This window comes from Microbacterium sp. T32 (genome assembly GCF_001619615.1).
In the GTDB taxonomy this organism is placed as follows: domain Bacteria; phylum Actinomycetota; class Actinomycetes; order Actinomycetales; family Microbacteriaceae; genus Microbacterium.
Map to the genome: position 1 here is coordinate 164,691 of NZ_LQQP01000002.1, position 15,060 is coordinate 179,750.

General features: G+C 71.8%; 17 protein-coding genes. 11 read left to right on the forward strand and 6 right to left on the reverse strand.

The features are described 5' to 3' along the window. Positions 1-28 precede the first annotated feature (28 nt). Positions 29-721 carry a response regulator transcription factor gene (locus tag AVW09_RS01585; protein ID WP_063256341.1) on the reverse strand — a complete coding sequence of 231 codons (693 nt, stop codon included), beginning with the start codon at positions 719-721 and terminating at the stop codon, positions 29-31. 152 nt (positions 722-873) lie between these two features. On the opposite strand from AVW09_RS01585, the gene AVW09_RS01590 reads away from it, so the two are divergent. The 4 genes from AVW09_RS01590 to AVW09_RS01605 all read left to right on the forward strand — a co-directional run bounded on the left by AVW09_RS01590 (position 874) and on the right by AVW09_RS01605 (position 4,121). Further along, positions 874-1,164 carry a hypothetical protein gene (locus AVW09_RS01590; protein ID WP_063256403.1) on the forward strand — a complete coding sequence of 97 codons (291 nt, stop codon included), beginning with the start codon at positions 874-876 and terminating at the stop codon, positions 1,162-1,164. Between the two features lie 134 nt (positions 1,165-1,298). Continuing rightward, on the forward strand, positions 1,299-1,898 hold the full coding sequence (locus AVW09_RS01595; protein ID WP_063256342.1) for an FABP family protein: 600 nt from the start codon (positions 1,299-1,301) through the stop codon (positions 1,896-1,898). Further along, positions 1,898-3,001, forward strand: coding sequence for a CAF17-like 4Fe-4S cluster assembly/insertion protein YgfZ (gene ygfZ / locus AVW09_RS01600; protein WP_063256343.1), 1,104 nt, complete (start codon positions 1,898-1,900; stop codon positions 2,999-3,001). The genes AVW09_RS01595 and ygfZ overlap by 1 nt, the downstream gene beginning before the upstream one ends. A 10-nt stretch (positions 3,002-3,011) precedes the next feature. Beyond that, on the forward strand, positions 3,012-4,121 hold the full coding sequence (locus AVW09_RS01605; RefSeq protein ID WP_197462532.1) for an FUSC family protein: 1,110 nt from the start codon (positions 3,012-3,014) through the stop codon (positions 4,119-4,121). A 1-nt stretch (position 4,122) separates the two neighbouring features. On the opposite strand, the gene AVW09_RS01610 is transcribed toward AVW09_RS01605, so the two are convergent. Continuing rightward, entirely contained in the window at positions 4,123-4,911 is a 789-nt protein-coding gene (locus tag AVW09_RS01610; RefSeq protein ID WP_063256344.1) for a class I SAM-dependent methyltransferase, read from the reverse strand. A 59-nt stretch (positions 4,912-4,970) separates the two neighbouring features. Here AVW09_RS01610 and AVW09_RS01615 point away from each other — a divergent pair, with 59 nt between their 5' ends. Next, positions 4,971-5,717, forward strand: coding sequence for a phosphoglyceromutase (locus tag AVW09_RS01615; RefSeq protein ID WP_063256345.1), 747 nt, complete (start codon positions 4,971-4,973; stop codon positions 5,715-5,717). Between the two features lie 63 nt (positions 5,718-5,780). Here the strand turns inward: AVW09_RS01615 and phoU are convergent, their stop codons facing one another. Beyond that, entirely contained in the window at positions 5,781-6,455 is a 675-nt protein-coding gene (gene phoU / locus AVW09_RS01620; RefSeq protein ID WP_063256346.1) for a phosphate signaling complex protein PhoU, read from the reverse strand. A gap of 171 nt (positions 6,456-6,626) precedes the next feature. Here phoU and AVW09_RS01625 point away from each other — a divergent pair, with 171 nt between their 5' ends. Together AVW09_RS01625 and AVW09_RS01630 are read left to right on the forward strand one after the other, a co-directional pair. After that, positions 6,627-7,844 carry a sensor histidine kinase gene (locus AVW09_RS01625; RefSeq protein ID WP_063256347.1) on the forward strand — a complete coding sequence of 406 codons (1,218 nt, stop codon included), beginning with the start codon at positions 6,627-6,629 and terminating at the stop codon, positions 7,842-7,844. Beyond that, positions 7,841-8,524, forward strand: coding sequence for a response regulator transcription factor (locus tag AVW09_RS01630; RefSeq protein ID WP_063256348.1), 684 nt, complete (start codon positions 7,841-7,843; stop codon positions 8,522-8,524). The genes AVW09_RS01625 and AVW09_RS01630 overlap by 4 nt, the downstream gene beginning before the upstream one ends. Positions 8,525-8,591: 67 nt before the next feature. Here the strand turns inward: AVW09_RS01630 and AVW09_RS01635 are convergent, their stop codons facing one another. Then, entirely contained in the window at positions 8,592-9,140 is a 549-nt protein-coding gene (locus AVW09_RS01635) for a hypothetical protein (protein WP_063256349.1), read from the reverse strand. 182 nt (positions 9,141-9,322) lie between these two features. Here AVW09_RS01635 and AVW09_RS01640 point away from each other — a divergent pair, with 182 nt between their 5' ends. Beyond that, the gene (locus tag AVW09_RS01640; protein WP_022878946.1) at positions 9,323-9,805 is read left to right on the forward strand and encodes a CarD family transcriptional regulator; all 483 of its coding nucleotides are present in this window, start codon (positions 9,323-9,325) and stop codon (positions 9,803-9,805) included. Between the two features lie 43 nt (positions 9,806-9,848). After that, positions 9,849-11,048 (forward strand): bifunctional 2-C-methyl-D-erythritol 4-phosphate cytidylyltransferase/2-C-methyl-D-erythritol 2,4-cyclodiphosphate synthase, encoded by a 1,200-nt coding sequence (locus AVW09_RS01645; protein ID WP_063256350.1) that lies wholly within the window; start codon positions 9,849-9,851, stop codon positions 11,046-11,048. Here the strand turns inward: AVW09_RS01645 and AVW09_RS01650 are convergent. Beyond that, positions 11,045-11,452, reverse strand: coding sequence for a GNAT family N-acetyltransferase (locus AVW09_RS01650; RefSeq protein ID WP_063256351.1), 408 nt, complete (start codon positions 11,450-11,452; stop codon positions 11,045-11,047). The genes AVW09_RS01645 and AVW09_RS01650 overlap by 4 nt on opposite strands. Before the next feature lie 121 nt (positions 11,453-11,573). Here AVW09_RS01650 and cysS point away from each other — a divergent pair, with 121 nt between their 5' ends. Both cysS and rlmB read left to right on the forward strand, forming a co-directional pair. Continuing rightward, positions 11,574-12,965: a cysteine--tRNA ligase gene (cysS, locus tag AVW09_RS01655; RefSeq protein ID WP_063256352.1), complete on the forward strand. Its 1,392-nt coding sequence runs from the start codon at positions 11,574-11,576 to the stop codon at positions 12,963-12,965. After that, a complete protein-coding gene (gene rlmB, locus AVW09_RS01660; RefSeq protein ID WP_063256353.1) occupies positions 12,962-13,960 on the forward strand; it encodes a 23S rRNA (guanosine(2251)-2'-O)-methyltransferase RlmB in 999 nt (332 codons plus the stop codon). The genes cysS and rlmB overlap by 4 nt, the downstream gene beginning before the upstream one ends. 4 nt (positions 13,961-13,964) lie before the next feature. Here rlmB and AVW09_RS01665 read toward each other — a convergent pair whose 3' ends face one another. Beyond that, on the reverse strand, positions 13,965-14,969 hold the full coding sequence (locus tag AVW09_RS01665; protein WP_063256354.1) for a ketopantoate reductase family protein: 1,005 nt from the start codon (positions 14,967-14,969) through the stop codon (positions 13,965-13,967). Positions 14,970-15,060: the final 91 nt, after the last annotated feature.

Below are 15,060 nucleotides of genomic sequence, written 5' to 3' on the forward strand. Positions count from 1 at the left end.
GTACGCGTGAACGGTTGCGTGGCGGGGCTCAGGCGGGCGTCGCCGGGACGGGCGGCTGATCGTCCTCGTACACGTTGAAGCGGTAGCCGACGTTGCGCACCGTGCCGATGAGCTGCTCGAGGTCGCCGAGCTTCGCGCGGAGGCGTCGCACGTGCACGTCGACCGTGCGCGTACCGCCGAAGTAGTCGTATCCCCACACCTCGCTGAGCAGCTGCTCGCGCGTGAAGACGCGCGACGGGTGGGTGGCGAAGAAGTGGAGGAGCTGGAACTCCTTGTAGGTCAGGTCGAGCGGCTTCCCGTGCACCTTCGCAGAGTACGAGGACTCGTCGATCGTGATGCCCGAGGTCGAGATGCGCGACGACACCTGCTCGGCGCTGCGGCGCCCCACCGCGAGGCGGATGCGGGCGTCGATCTCGGCGGGGCCCGCGCCGACGAGGACGACGTCGTCGACTCCCCAGTCGGTCGAGACCGCGGTGAGACCGCCCTCGGTGACCACCAGGACGAGCGGCGCTTCCATGCCGGTGGTCGTGAGGATCTTGCACAGCGACTTCGCGCCGACGAGGTCGACGCGCGCGTCGACGAAGACGACATCCGCACTCGGGGCATTGACCAGCTGCGCCGGTTCGGCGGGAATCTGCCGGACGCGGTGGCTCAGCAATTCGAGCGCAGGCAGCACCGCGCTACCGCCGGGGGCGGAGCTGAGAACGAGCAGCTGAGCCAAACGGACCTCCCAGTGCGGGCCTGCCGCACCCGCCCATCTTAGGGGGGTGCCGCTCCGTCGTGCCGTCACGCCCTCGGCGGGACCGCTCCGGCGCGACGCGCCCCGGCCATCGTGTGCGCACGATGGCGGCGGTGTGCGCGATGATGGAGGGCATGTCGACCCCCGACCTCGCGCCGCGCCGCACGTACGGCGGCATCGTCGCGGTCTGGGTCCTCGCGCTCGTGGCCGGGCTCGCGATCGGACTCTTCATCCCGGCCGACTGGCGCGCGCAGTGGATCACGGTCGCGCTCGGCGGCTGCGTCATCGCGGCCTTCGCCGTGCAGCTCTGGTACGGCCGCTCGCAGGCGTTCATCCAGCGGGTCGCGGCGAGTGTGCTGGGGGCGCTCGTGGTGCTCGGTGTCGTGACGGCCGGGTTCGGGCTGGCATCCATCGTTCCCCGGTAGAGTTGGGCCATGGACCTCCTCGCGCTCGAACTCTTCTTCGTGGGACTTCTCGGTCTCGCCTCGCTGGCGATCGCCTTCGTCTCCGGCACCGTCATCTGGAACCTCTACCGCGGCCAGCGCTGACGAGCGCCGTCGTGATCGAGATTCCGACCGACCTCCCCGCCGACCTCGTCCCGCTCTCGTGGCTGATCGGCGTGTGGGAGGGCACCGGCGTCATCGACTACGAGGCCGACGGCCGCACGTTCTCGGGCGAGTTCGCGCACAGCGTGAGCTTCAGCCATGACGGCGGCGACTTCCTGAACTACTCGGCGCGGGCCTGGCTCCTCGACGGCGACGACCGCCGTCCGCTCGTGTCCGAGACCGGGTACTGGCGCGTTCCCCGTCCGGCCACCGACGCGGATGCCGGTCCCGCGCTGCTCCCGCCCACCGAAGCCGCCCCGCCGCGCACCGCCGACGACGTCGAGACGCTCCGTACCGCCGAGGGCGGCTTCCCGCTCGAGGTGAGCCTGGCCCACTCCAACGGCGTGCTCGAGCTGTACCTCGGTCAGGTCCGCGGTCCGCGGATCGACCTGGCGAGCGACGCCGTCGTCCGCACAGCGGGCGCCAAGCCCTACGCCTCCGCTACCCGCATCTACGGACTCGTCGACGACCATCTGCTGTGGGCGTGGGACATCGCGGCGTTCGGTCGCGAGCTCGCGTCCCACGCCTCGGCGCGACTGGCACGGGCCGAGTGATGGCGTCTCTCACCGAGGTTCCCGGGGCCGTCGTCGACGACGCGGGTCTCCGCCACGTCGGCTCGCCCCTCGCGGAGCAGCGTCGGCTGGCATCCGGTTCCGCGCTGGCGCCCCTGGGCGATCGCCGCGTGCTGTCGGTCGGCGGTCCCGACCGGCTGAGCTGGCTCGACTCGCTGTCGTCGCAGGCGCTCACGCATCTTCCCGCGGGCGTGTCGACCGAGATGCTCATCCTCGACCCGAACGGTCGCGTCGAGCACGCGGCGTCGGTGATCGACGACGGTGAGACCGCCTGGCTGATCGTGGATGCCGCCGACGCCGAGCCGCTCGCGGCCTGGCTCGGGCGCATGCGCTTCCGTCTGCGCGTCGAGGTGCGCGACCGGTCCGACGAGGTCTTCGTCGTCGGCGGCACCCGGGCCGCGGTCGCGGGGCTGAGCGCGCTGGCCCCCGCGGGTGTCCCCGTCGTGTGGGTCGACCCGTGGCCCGAGGTCTCTCCCGGCGGCTGGGCCTACGCCCGCGTCGAGGATCACCCCGGTGCCGAGCGTGACTGGGCCGAAGCGGTCGTGGATGCCACCGAGTTCGACCGCATCGTCGCCGCGGCCGTGGCCGGCGAGGTCATGCTCGCGGGGCGCGAGGCCGTCGAGGCGCTGCGCGTCGCGGCCTGGCGCCCGCGCGTCGCCGCGGACGCCGACGAGCGCCTGCTGCCGCACGAGATGGACTGGCTCCGCACCGCCGTGCACCTGTCGAAGGGCTGCTACCGCGGCCAGGAGACGGTCGCCAAGGTGCACAACCTCGGCCACCCGCCGCGTCGCGTGGTCGCACTGCAGCTCGACGGCAGCGACAGTGTGCTGCCCGCACGCGGTGACGTCGTGCGCGTCGGCGACGACGCCATCGGCGCCGTGACCTCGGTCGCCGTGCACTTCGAGGAGGGCCCGATCGCCCTCGCCCTCGTCAAGCGCACGGCTCCGGCCGACGTGACGTACGTGGTCGACACCGCGGACGGTCCCATCGCCGCGGCGGTGGAGGCGGTCGTCCCCTCCGACGCGGGCGCGACCGCCGGCGTTCCCCGGTTGCCGCGCCTCGGGCGCCGCCGCGCCGCGGAATGACCGCCGCGAAATGACCGCCGAGGAGTCCTCGACGACGCTCGGCGTCGTCGTGCCGCACTCGCGCGTGCGCACGACCCTGCGGCGCCGGTGGGGGCGGGTCCGCGAGTCGATTCCCGCGATCGTGCAGATCGTCGTCGCCGCGACCGTGGCGTTCGCGTTCGCGCATTTCGTGCTCGGACATACCGTGCCGCTCCTCGCCGCGACCGTGACGGTGTCGAGCCTCGGGCTGGTGCGGGATGCCCGTCCGTGGCGCGTGGCCGAGACCGTGGCGGGAATGCTCGTCGGCATCCTCCTGGCGGAACTCGTGCTCCTGGTCGCGGGCGCGGGGTGGTGGCAGATCGCGGTGGCGATGTTCGTGACTCTCGTGGTGGCGCGCTTCCTCTCGCCGCAGCCCGGGTTCGCGCTGTCGGCCGTGGTGCAGTCGCTCATCGCGCTGGTGCTGGTGACCGGCGCGCCGTTCGTCCGCCTCATCGACGGCGCGGTCGGGGGAGCGGCGGCCCTGCTCGTCACGGCGCTCATCCCGCGGACGCTCCGGCGCACCGAGCTCCGGGATGCCGATGAGCTCTTCGACGCGTTCGACGTCGCGACCGCGACGATCGTGCGGGCGCTCCGGCGCGGCGACCGTGCCCGTGCCGAGCGAGGGCTCGAGCGTGCGCGAGCGTTGCAGACCTACGTCGATGCGTGGAGCGGATCGCTCGAGTCGGGACAGGAGGTCGCGCGCATCTCGCCGTTCCTGCGCCGCCAACGCACCGAGCTCGAGCGCCATGCGCGCGTGCGGGCGGCGATGGACCTCGCCACCCGCAACCTCCGTGTCGTCGCCCGCCGTGCCGCCTACCTGTGCGCCGACGGGCAGCCACGCGCGGTGCCGGCGGACCTGCTCGGCGAGATCGAGCGCGGTGCCGGCCTCGTCCGCGACGCGCTCGACGACGTCTCGGTCGAACCGGCCGCCCGCGCCACCCTCGCGGCCCTTGCGATGCGGCTCGATCCGGCTCAGATCCTGCCCGACGGCAACATCGGAGAGCTCAACCTCGTCGCGGCCCTGCGCCCGCTGACGGTCGATCTGCTCGTGGCGACCGGGATGCCGTTCGCCGAGGCCCAAGCACTGCTTCCGCGGGTCTGACTCACGCCGGGGCGACGGCGTCCCAGTCCACGCCGACCTCGCCCAGTCTCCAGCGCGACCGTCCCCGCACCGGCCAACCATCCGCGGCCAGCGCCTCGATCGCCGTGCGCCAGCGGTGCACGGGACCGAACGGGGCGACGGAGGCGGCGCGGTTCCACTCGCGCTGCAGCGCCGCGACGTAGTCGTGCACGCGCTCGCCGGGGACGTTCCGGTGGATGAGAGCCTTCGGCAGGCGCTCGGCCAGGATCGCGGGGTCGTCGAGCTCGGCGAGCCGCAACGAGACGGTGAGGCTCCGGGGGACGGCATCCGCCCCCACCTCCACCCACGTCACGACGCGGCCGATCTCGTCGCACGTCCCCTCGACCAGGATGCCGTCGGGCGCGAGCCGTGCGCACATGCGCGCCCAGGCGTCCGCGACGTCCGCCTCGTCGTACTGCCGCAGCACGTTCATCGCGCGGATGATCGCGGGGCGCCGGCCGTCGGGTGTCGGCACCTCGAAGCCGCCCCGCGCGAAGCTCACGCCCTCGACTCCCTCCGCCTGCGCGCGCGCCCGCGCGACGCGGTCGGGATCGATCTCGAGACCGAGGACCGTGGCATCCGGCCGGACCCTCGTCACCCGTGCGTGCAGTTCGAGCGGGGTCACGGCGCTCGCCCCGAATCCGAGGTCGACGACGAGCGGATCCGCGGCCCGTCGGAGCACCGGATGCCGCGCGATCCAGCGGTCGACTCGTCGCAGGCGGTTGACTCCGGTCGTGCCGCGCGTGGGGCGGCCGACGGGGGAGGGAGTCACTCCGACATGATGCCAGGCGCGGCCCGGAGGAGACTCGTCGGCGTCGCTAGCATGGAGACATGCCTCACACGCTGATCCTCCTCCGCCACGGGCAGAGCGAGTGGAACAAGACCAACCAGTTCACCGGCTGGGTCGACGTCCGGCTGACCGACCAGGGGAAGGCCGAGGCCCAGCGCGGCGGCGAGCTCCTGAAGGAGTCGGGCGTGCTGCCCGACGTCCTGCACACCTCGGTCCTCAGCCGCGCGATCCAGACGGCCAACATCGCCCTCGACGCGGCGGACCGCCTGTGGATCCCCGTCCAGCGCTCGTGGCGCCTGAACGAGCGCCACTACGGCGCCCTCCAGGGCAAGGACAAGGCGCAGACGCTCGAGGAGTTCGGCAACGAGCAGTTCATGCTGTGGCGCCGCTCGTTCGACGTTCCGCCGCCGCCGCTGCCCGCCGACGACCAGTACAGCCAGGTCGGCGACCCGCGCTACGTCGGCATCGACGGCGAGGTGCCCGACACCGAGTCGCTGAAGATCGTCATCGACCGCATGCTGCCGTACTGGCACAGCGACATCGTCCCCGACCTGCAGGCCGGCAAGACCGTTCTCGTGACGGCGCACGGCAACTCGCTGCGCGGCCTCGTCAAGCACCTCGAGGGCATCAGCGACGCCGACATCGCCGAGCTGAACATCCCCACCGGCATCCCGCTCGTCTACCAGCTCGACGACGACATGAAGCCGCTCGGCCCGGGCGAGTACCTCGACCCCGAGGCCGCCGCGGCCGGTGCCGCCGCCGTCGCCGCGCAGGGCAACAAGAAGTAACGCCCACCGCAACGAGAAGGGGGTGGATGCCACTGGCATCCACCCCCTTCGACGTTCGCGGCGTCAGACCACCGGGGTCGGGGCCACGTCGTCGGCGCCGGCCCAGTCGCCGGTGGCGAGGTAGACGACCTTCTTCGCGACGGAGACCGCGTGGTCGGCGAAACGCTCGTGGTAGCGGCTGGCGAGGGTCGCGTCGACCGTGGCCGTGGCCTCGCCCTTCCAGGAGTCACCGAGGACCTTCTCGAAGACGCTGACGTGCAGCTCGTCGATGTCGTCGTCGACGTCACGGATCTCTTCCGCGATCTTGAGGTCCTGCGTACGGAGGAGCTCGGCGAGGCTCCGGGCGACCTGGACGTCGAGCTCGCCCATGCGGGTGAACGTGCTCTTGAGGCCCTTGGGGATCGCGCGTTCGGGGAAGCGCGAGCGCGCGAGCTGGGCGATGTGCTCGGCCATGTCGCCCATGCGCTCGAGCGACGCGCTCACGCGGAGCGCCGTGACCACGATGCGCAGGTCGCGGGCGACCGGCTGCTGGCGGGCGAGGATCTCGATCGCGAGCTCGTCGAGGGCCATGGCCTTCTCGTCGATGATCGCGTCGGCCTCGATGACCTCCTCCGCGAGGGAGACGTCGCTCGACCCGAAGGCACGCGTCGCGCGGTCGATGGCGACCGCGACCAGTTCGGCGATCTCGACCAGTCGGCTCTGGACGTCCTCGAGGGACTGGTGGAACACTTCGCGCATCGCGATACCTTCCTCGTCGGCGGCACGGCACACATACGTCCCGCGACCCTCCGGGATTCTTCCCAGCGAAGGTTAACGAGTGGTGCTGTGACAGTGAATAGTAGCTGTTGGGTGTGGTCGGCCCCGTCTGAACGGCCGGTGACGTCCGAAGGGCGGCTCTACGCTGGAGCCATGGATCACACGCAGCTCTCGCTGCTCGCGCTCCTCGTGGGAATCATCGTCGGGAGCTCCGTCGTGAGCCTCATCGTCGTCGCGCGGCGCGCCCGGGACCGGGCTCTCGCCCAGCGCTCCTCGGAGCTCCCCGAGGGTGTGGAGTCCATGCTCGGCGCCCTCGATGACCCGGCGGTGGTGTGCGACACGTCCGCCACGGTGCTGGCGCTCTCTCCGGCCGCCGAGGTCTTCGGACTGGATGCCGGCTCCGCCATCGTCGACGAGGATCTCCGCCGCGTCGCCCGCGCGGCCCGGGAGAACGGCGCCCCCGTGAGCGAGACGCTGCGCCTGCGGCGCGGAGCCGCCCCGGCGGAGCCGCGACTGGTCGCCGTGCGCGCCGCCCCGCTGTCGCCCCGCCTGGTGCTGCTCGTGCTCCGCGACATCACCGAGCGCGAGCGCGTCGAGGAGATGCGTCGGGACTTCGTCGCCAACACCAGTCATGAACTCAAGACGCCGGTCGGCGCGGTGAGCCTCCTCGCCGAGGCGATCGAGTCGGCCGCCGACGACCCGGCGCAGGTGCGGTACTTCTCGGGCCGTCTGCAGGCCGAGATCCAGCGTCTGTCCGCGCTCACCAATCGCATCCTGAGCCTGTCCCGTCTCCAGGCCGCGGACGAGCTCCGCGACGTGCGCGACGTCTCGATCGACGAGGTCGTGACCGCCGCGATCGAATCCCACACGATTCAGGCCGACTCCGCCCAGGTCACCGTCGTGCGGGGCGGCACGAAGGGCTTGTGGGTGCGGGGCGAACCGCAGATCCTCACCGAAGCCGTCGGCAACCTCATCGCCAACGCGATCGCCTACTCGCCACAGGGATCGAAGGTCGGGGTGGGGATCAAGCTCGACGAGGACGTCGTCGAGATCGCCGTGACCGACCGGGGAATCGGCATCCCGGAGAGCGATCAGCACCGCGTGTTCGAGCGCTTCTATCGCGCCGATCAGGCCCGCTCGCGCCGCACCGGCGGCACGGGTCTCGGCCTCTCGATCGTCAAGCACGCCGTGCAGCGACACGGCGGCGAGGTCCGCCTCTGGTCGCGACCCGAGCGCGGCTCGACGTTCACCATCCGCCTGCCCCTGTCCGAGGCACCCGACCTCGACCTCGTACGCCCCAAGGCGCGTCGCAAGAGCCGCAAGTCCGGCACCGCGACCCGCCCCGCACCCGTGAAGGGAGACACCGCATGACCCGCGTTCTGATCGTCGAGGACGAGCCCGATCTCGCTGACCCGCTCGCCTACCTGCTGCGACGGGAGGGGTACGAGGTCGAGATCGCCGAGGACGGCGCGCTCGCCCTGGCGGCGTTCCGGGAGCGCGGAGCGGACATCCTGCTGCTCGACCTCATGCTCCCCGGGATGCCGGGCACCGAGGTGTGCCGCCAGCTGCGGCTGACGTCGCAGGTGCCGATCATCATGCTGACCGCCAAGGATTCCGAGGTCGACATCGTGGTGGGTCTCGAGCTGGGCGCCGACGACTACGTCACGAAGCCCTACTCGACGCGCGAGCTCCTGGCCCGGATGCGCGCAGTTCTGCGCCGTCGGAGCCCCGAGGAGTCCGACATCGACGAGCGGATCCTCAGCGGCGGCCGCGTGACCCTCGACATCGACCGCCACACCGTGTCGGTGGACGGCGCCGAGATCAACATGCCCCTCAAGGAGTTCGAGCTCCTCGAGGTGCTGATGCGCAACGCCGGTCGCGTGCTCACGCGCGGTCAGCTGATCGACCGGGTGTGGGGGGCCGACTACTTCGGCGACACCAAGACGCTCGACGTCCACATCAAGCGCATCCGGTCGCGCATCGAGCAGAGCCCGAGCGAACCGTCCATGCTCGTGACGGTGCGCGGCCTGGGCTACCGCTTCGAGGCCTGACCGCGGGAACGACGAAGGCGCCGACGGAGAACCGTCGGCGCCTTCGCGTTGCCAGGGCGGGCGGAGATCAGGAGGACGGCGTCGGCGACGGGGTGGCCGCGGGCGTCGCCGGGATCAGCGTCGTCGTCGGCGTGGGTGTCGGCGCGAGCGGCGCGAGGTACTCGAGCGCGCCGTCGAGGACGGGGACCTGGACCAGCGCGCCCTCGGCGTCACCGGACTGGAAGTAGACCGGGACGGTGGAACCCGGGGCGCCCTCGAACCCTTCCAGGGCGAGGGGCTTCACCTTGTTGGCGAGGTCGCCGAGGCTCACGGTCGAACTGGCGGGGACGTTGACCGACGCGCGGACCGTGCTGCCGCCCTCGCCGACCTCGAGGCGCAGGGTCTGCGACTGGTTGGTGTCGTTGACGATCGCGGCGACGAAGTTGCCGGCCGTGCCCTCCTCGTCGGCCACGATGAGGGCGTTGCGCACCTGCAGCGGGCCGGATTCGGGCACGTTGACCCCGTCGGAGGCGGAGTACTCGATCGTGGTCGCCTGGGGAGCGATGAGGTTGCAGCCGGTCGTTCCCAGAACGACGGCGGCACCAACGGCCAGGGACGCGAACAGGCGCGTTTTCACGGATCCTCCCGGAACGACAGACGGCATCCTGATCATCCTACGGGGTTGCCGACCCGCGCCCGGTCCGGGCACCGCCCTCGCGGGCGCCCTACGCGCGGGAACGACAGCTGCCGGGGAGGGGGCGGAACCTTAGCGCATGGGGGCCTGTGGTATCCTGGATGTTGCCGAAAGGACATAACTCCATGCTTTTTGAGGTTGGCGAGACCGTCGTTTACCCGCACCATGGCGCGGCCACGATCATCGAGGTCAAAGAACGCGTCATCAAGGGCGAGACGAAGAAGTACCTGAAGCTCAACGTCACGCAGGGCGACCTGGTCATCGAGGTCCCCGCCGAGAACGTCGACCTCGTCGGCGTCCGCGACGTGATCGGCAAAGAGGGTCTCGACCGCGTCTTCGAGGTGCTCCGTGCGCCCTTCACCGAGGAGCCGACCAACTGGTCGCGCCGCTACAAGGCGAACCTCGAGAAGCTCGCTTCGGGTGACGTCATCAAGGTGAGCGAGGTCGTCCGCGACCTGTGGCGCCGCGATCAGGACCGCGGCCTGTCCGCCGGCGAGAAGCGCATGCTGGCCAAGGCCCGTCAGATCCTCGTGTCCGAGCTCGCTCTGGCCGAGAAGACCGACGAAGACCGCGCGAGCGTCGTGCTCGACGAGGTCCTCGCGTCCTGACGTCGGTCGCGGTTCGTCCGCGCGTCCGCGCTAGCGTGGTCGGGTGATTCCCGCACCCGTCCCGCGTCTGGCCGTCATCGTCGTGGCCGCCGGTTCCGGCACCCGCCTCAACGGGGGTGCGCCGAAGGCCTTCGTCGGCCTCGACAAGCACACGATTCTGCGTCACGCGTTGCGCGGTGTCTTCGCCGCGCCACGCGCCCAGGTGGTGATCGTCGTGCCCGCGGGCTTCGAGGGAGCCGCGCTCACCGACGTCCGCGAGGTCGCCGGTGACCGGATCGACCTCGTCTCCGTCGTGGCCGGGGGAGCGACGCGTCAGTCGTCCGTCGCCGCCGGGCTGGCGGCGCTGTGGGCCGACATCGACACGGTCCTCGTCCACGACGCCGCGCGCGCGCTCACGCCGGTTGCGGTGTTCGAGCGTGTCGTCGCCGCTCTCGACGACGGTGCGCTCGCGGTCATCCCGGCCGTCCCGGTTGTGGACACCATCAAGCGTGTGGATGCCGCGGGGGCGATCGTCGCGGCCGTCGACCGGTCCGAGCTCGCCGCCGCACAGACCCCGCAGGGCTTCCGCCGCGGCATCCTCGAGGAGGCGTCGCGCGCCGCGGACGCCGACCACACCGACGACGCGGCGCTCGTCGCGGCTGCCGGTCACCCCGTGATCACGGTCGCCGGGGACGCGGCATCCTTCAAGATCACCACCGGCCCCGACCTCGACCGCGCGCGAGCGCTGATCGCGGAGGCCGCGCCTCGCGCCGTGCGGCATGACGGTCCCGCCGCTCCCCGCGTGGGCATCGGCACCGACGTACACGCCTTCGGCGGCGACGGCGCGTTGTGGCTCGCGGGCCTGGAGTGGCCGGGGGAGCAGGCGCTCTCCGGGCACTCAGACGGCGACGCCGTCGCGCACGCCATCGTCGACGCCCTCCTGGCGGCGGCCGGACTCGGCGACATCGGCACGCACTTCGGCACCGACCGGCCCGAGTTCGCGGGCGCGCACGCCGAGGCGTTCCTCGCCCACACCCGGAATCTGCTCGGCGCCGCGGGCTGGCGCATCGGCAACGTCTCCGTGCAGGTGCAGGCGAACCGGCCGCGGTTCGCCGGGCGGCGGGAGGAGGCCGAGCGCGTGCTGTCGGCCGCGCTCGGGGGCGCACCCGTGTCGGTGAGCGCGACCACGACGGACGGCCTCGGCTTCACCGGCCGCACCGAGGGCGTGGCAGCGTTCGCGACCGCGCTGGTCGTTCCGGCCTAGATCTCGCGCGTCATGAACGTCGACAGTGGATCCGGGCGGTACGACCCGAACGGCGGGCACTCGACGAACCCCTCGCTCGCGTAGAGACCGCGCGCGGCCGCGAAATCGTCGCCGCTCCCCGTCTCGAGCCACAGGGTCCGGATGCCACGCTCCCGCGCCTCCGCCATGATGTGCCGGAGGATCGCGCGTCCGATCCCCTGGCCGAGGAACCGTTCGGCGACACGCATCGATTTCAGTTCGCCCGCGTCGTCGCCGAACGGGGCGAGCGCGCCGATGCCGGCGAGCTCGCCGTCGACGCGCGCGGACCACAGGGACGCCCCGTTGTCGACCAGCGCATCGGCGTCGAGCGCGTGGCAGCTCTCGGCCGGCGTGTTGGCCAGCATCCCGGAGACGTGGGCCGTCACGAGGGCCCGGGGTCGGGAACGCTGACGTCGTCCCGTGCGATGTCCAGGGGCATTCTGCGACCCTAGCGCCGGCATGTTTCGTGCACGGGTCGCCGTCAGGGGCGGCCGGTAGGCTTGTGCGGTGACCGTCCGGCTGTATGACACGAAAGCGCAGGCTCTGCGCGACTTTGTCCCCGTCGACCCCGCGAACGTCACCATGTACGTCTGCGGCCCCACCGTGCAGTCCGGCCCCCACATCGGACACGTCCGCGCGGCCCTCGCGTTCGACGTCCTCCGCCGCTGGCTCGCCCACCGCTTCGGTCGCGTCACCTTCGTCCGCAACGTCACCGACATCGACGACAAGATCCTCGCGAACGCCACCGACACCGAGCCGTGGTGGGCGCTCGCCTACCGCATGGAGCTCGAGTTCTCGCGGGCATACGACGCCGTCGGCATCCTTCCCCCCACCTACGAACCGCGCGCGACCGCGTCGGTGACCCAGATGCAGGAGCTCATCGCCGAGCTCATCGAACGCGGCCACGCCTACGCCGCCGCGGGCGACGTGTACTTCGACGTGCGCTCGTGGCCCGCCTACGGCGAGCTCACGCACCAGAGCGTGGATGCCATGGAGTCGGCGACCGACGCGGATCCCCGCGGCAAGCGCGACCCCCGCGACTTCGCGCTGTGGAAGGGCGCGAAGGAGGGCGAGCCGACGTCGGCGACGTGGGCCTCGCCGTGGGGTGCGGGGCGCCCGGGCTGGCACATCGAGTGCTCGGCGATGTCGCGCCGCTACCTGGGCCCCGAGTTCGACATCCACGGCGGCGGCCTCGACCTGCGTTTCCCGCACCACGAGAACGAGATCGCGCAGTCGACCGCGGCGGGCGACGCGTTCGCGCGGTACTGGGTGCACAACGGCCTCGTGACGGTGGACGGGCAGAAGATGTCGAAGTCGCTCGGCAACTTCACCCTCGCGGCTGACGTTCTCGCGGAGCGCGACCCGCGGGTGGTGCGCTACGCGCTCGCCGCCGCGCACTACCGCTCGAACCTCGACATCTCCGACCGCGGTTTCGCCGAGGCCGCGAGCGCCCTCGACCGCATCTCGACGTTCCTCGAGCGCGTCGTGCGCGCGGCGGACGCCGACCCCTCGGCGTACGAGCCCGGGGTCCTGCCTGCGGACTTCGCCGCGGCGATGGACGACGACCTCGGGGTGCCGCAGGCGCTCGCCGTCCTGCACGAGACGGTGCGGGCGGGCAACACCGCGATCGACGAGGGCGACCTCGCCGCGGCGGTCGAGGCCTCCCGCGCGGTGGTCGGCATGCTCGAGGTGCTGGGGCTGGAGGCCTCGGCGCCCGCCGCCGCCGGCGGGGGAGCGGAGACGGCGCTCGACGCGCTCGTCGCCGAGATGATCGCGCAGCGCGCCCGTGCGCGCGCCGACAAGGACTGGGCCGCTGCCGATCGCATCCGTGATGCCATCGCTGCCGCCGGAATCACGCTGGAGGACACTCCGGCCGGAACCCATTGGAGTATCGAATGACCAAGCCTGGACGGCCCGGGGCGCGCAAGCCCGGCAAGAAGAAGGGCCCGCTCAAGGGCACCGGCGGTCACTCCCGCAAGGCCCTCGAGGGCAAGGGCCCCACGCCCAAGGCGGAGGACCGCAGCTGGCACGTCGCCGGCAAGCGCAAGGCGGCGCAGGAGCGTTACGCCGCCGCCGGCGGCAAGGGCAAGCCCGGCGTCCGCCCGGTCGGCTCGTCGCAGGGCCGTGCCCGCGCCAAGCAGACCGACGACACCGAGACGGTCACCGGCCGCAACTCGGTGCTCGAGGCCCTGCGCGCCAAGATCCCCGCCACCGCGTTCTACATCGCGCAGCGCGTCGAGATGGACGACCGCGTCAAGGAGATGCTCTCGATCGCCACGCACCGTGGCATCCCGGTGCTCGAGGTGACCCGTCCCGAGCTCGACCGCATGGCCGGTTTCGACGGCGTGCACCAGGGCGTCGCCCTCAAGGTGCCGCCGTACGAGTACGCGCACCCGCAGGACATGCTGGAGGAGATCATCGACCGCGGCGAGCTGCCGCTGCTCGTGGCCCTCGACGGCGTGACCGACCCGCGCAACCTCGGCGCCATCATCCGATCGACCGCCGCGTTCGGCGGGCAGGGTCTCGTGCTCCCGCAGCGCCGGTCGGCGAGCGTGAACTCTGCCGCGTGGAAGACCAGCGCCGGTGCCGCCGCGCGCGTTCCCGTGGCGCTCGCGGCGAACCTCACCGCGACGCTCAAGGAGTTCAAGAAGCAGGGCGTCTTCATCCTCGGCCTCGCCGGTGACGGCGACGTCGCGCTGCCCGACCTGCAGCTCGCCGATCGCCCCGTCGTGATCGTCGTGGGCTCCGAGGGCAAGGGTCTGTCGCGCCTGGTGACCGAGACGTGCGACCAGGTCGTGTCCATCCCGATCTCGACCGCGGCCGAGTCGCTCAACGCCGGGATCGCGGCATCCGTCGCCCTGTACCAGGTGTCGACGCTCCGCAACGCCGGCTGATCCCTCAGCCGCGCTGCATCCGCTGCAGCGCGGCGAGGGCGGGCTCGAGGTCGCCGCGCTCGATGGCGTGGCCCACCTCGACGATCGCTTCGTTGACGGGGGTCGGGATGCCGAGCCTCCGGCCCGCGGCCACGACCGCGCCGTTGATGTCGTCGACCTCGCTGTGGCGGCCCTTGCGCCAGTCCTGGAGGACGGTCGTCGTGGCGCCCGGAACCGTGAACCGCTCGTAGAGGGCGTCGAGCATGGTCTCGACGACGTCGGGTGAGCTCGCGATCGACTCCGGGGTGAGACCGAAGATCGGCAGCACGCGGTGCTCGCCCGCGACGCGGAGCGCCTCGCGGCCCGCGTCGAGCATGAGCTCCCGCATGCCGGGGACGCGGATCGCGTCGACCATCGGCAGGCCGAGCGCGGCGGTGGGCACGAGGACCGACGCGTTGCTGACGAGCTTCATCCACTTGGCGGAGGCGATGTCGTCGACCCGGGCGACCTCGCCCGAGTGCGACAGGACGTCGGCCACGTCGTTCCCGCGGGGGGCCGTGGCATCCACGGCGAACCAGGACCGCTCCGGATCGACGTGGCGGTGTACGACACCGGGGTCGGTCATGGTGGAGGAGATCTCGATCACGGCGCCGACGCAGCGGTCCGCGCCCACGATGTCGGCGACCGTCTCGGTCGTCATGCCGTTCTGCACGGCCGCGATCGCCCCGTCGGGCGCGAGGTACGGCTCGATGAGAGCCGCGGCCCAGCGGGCGTCGTAGGCCTTGGTGACGAGCAGCACGAGGTCGAACGGTTCGCGCAGGGTCGCCACCTCGCACAGGTGCAGCGTGCGGGGGCGCACGTGGCGCGTGCCGGACGGCATCTCGATGCGCAGACCGTCGTGGCGGATGGCCTCCACGTGCGCCGGCCACTGTTCGATGAGGACCGGATCGAGCCCTGCGTCGAAGAGATCGGCGCCGATCGAGGCGCCGTTCGCGCCGGCGCCGAGGACGGCGATGGACGGAGTGGACATGTCGCTCCTTCGTTGGAGTGTCAGCGAACGGGAGGGCGTCGGTGCTGGGGTTCATGAAACCAGGCTGAACGAAAACCCGACTCTTGCCACG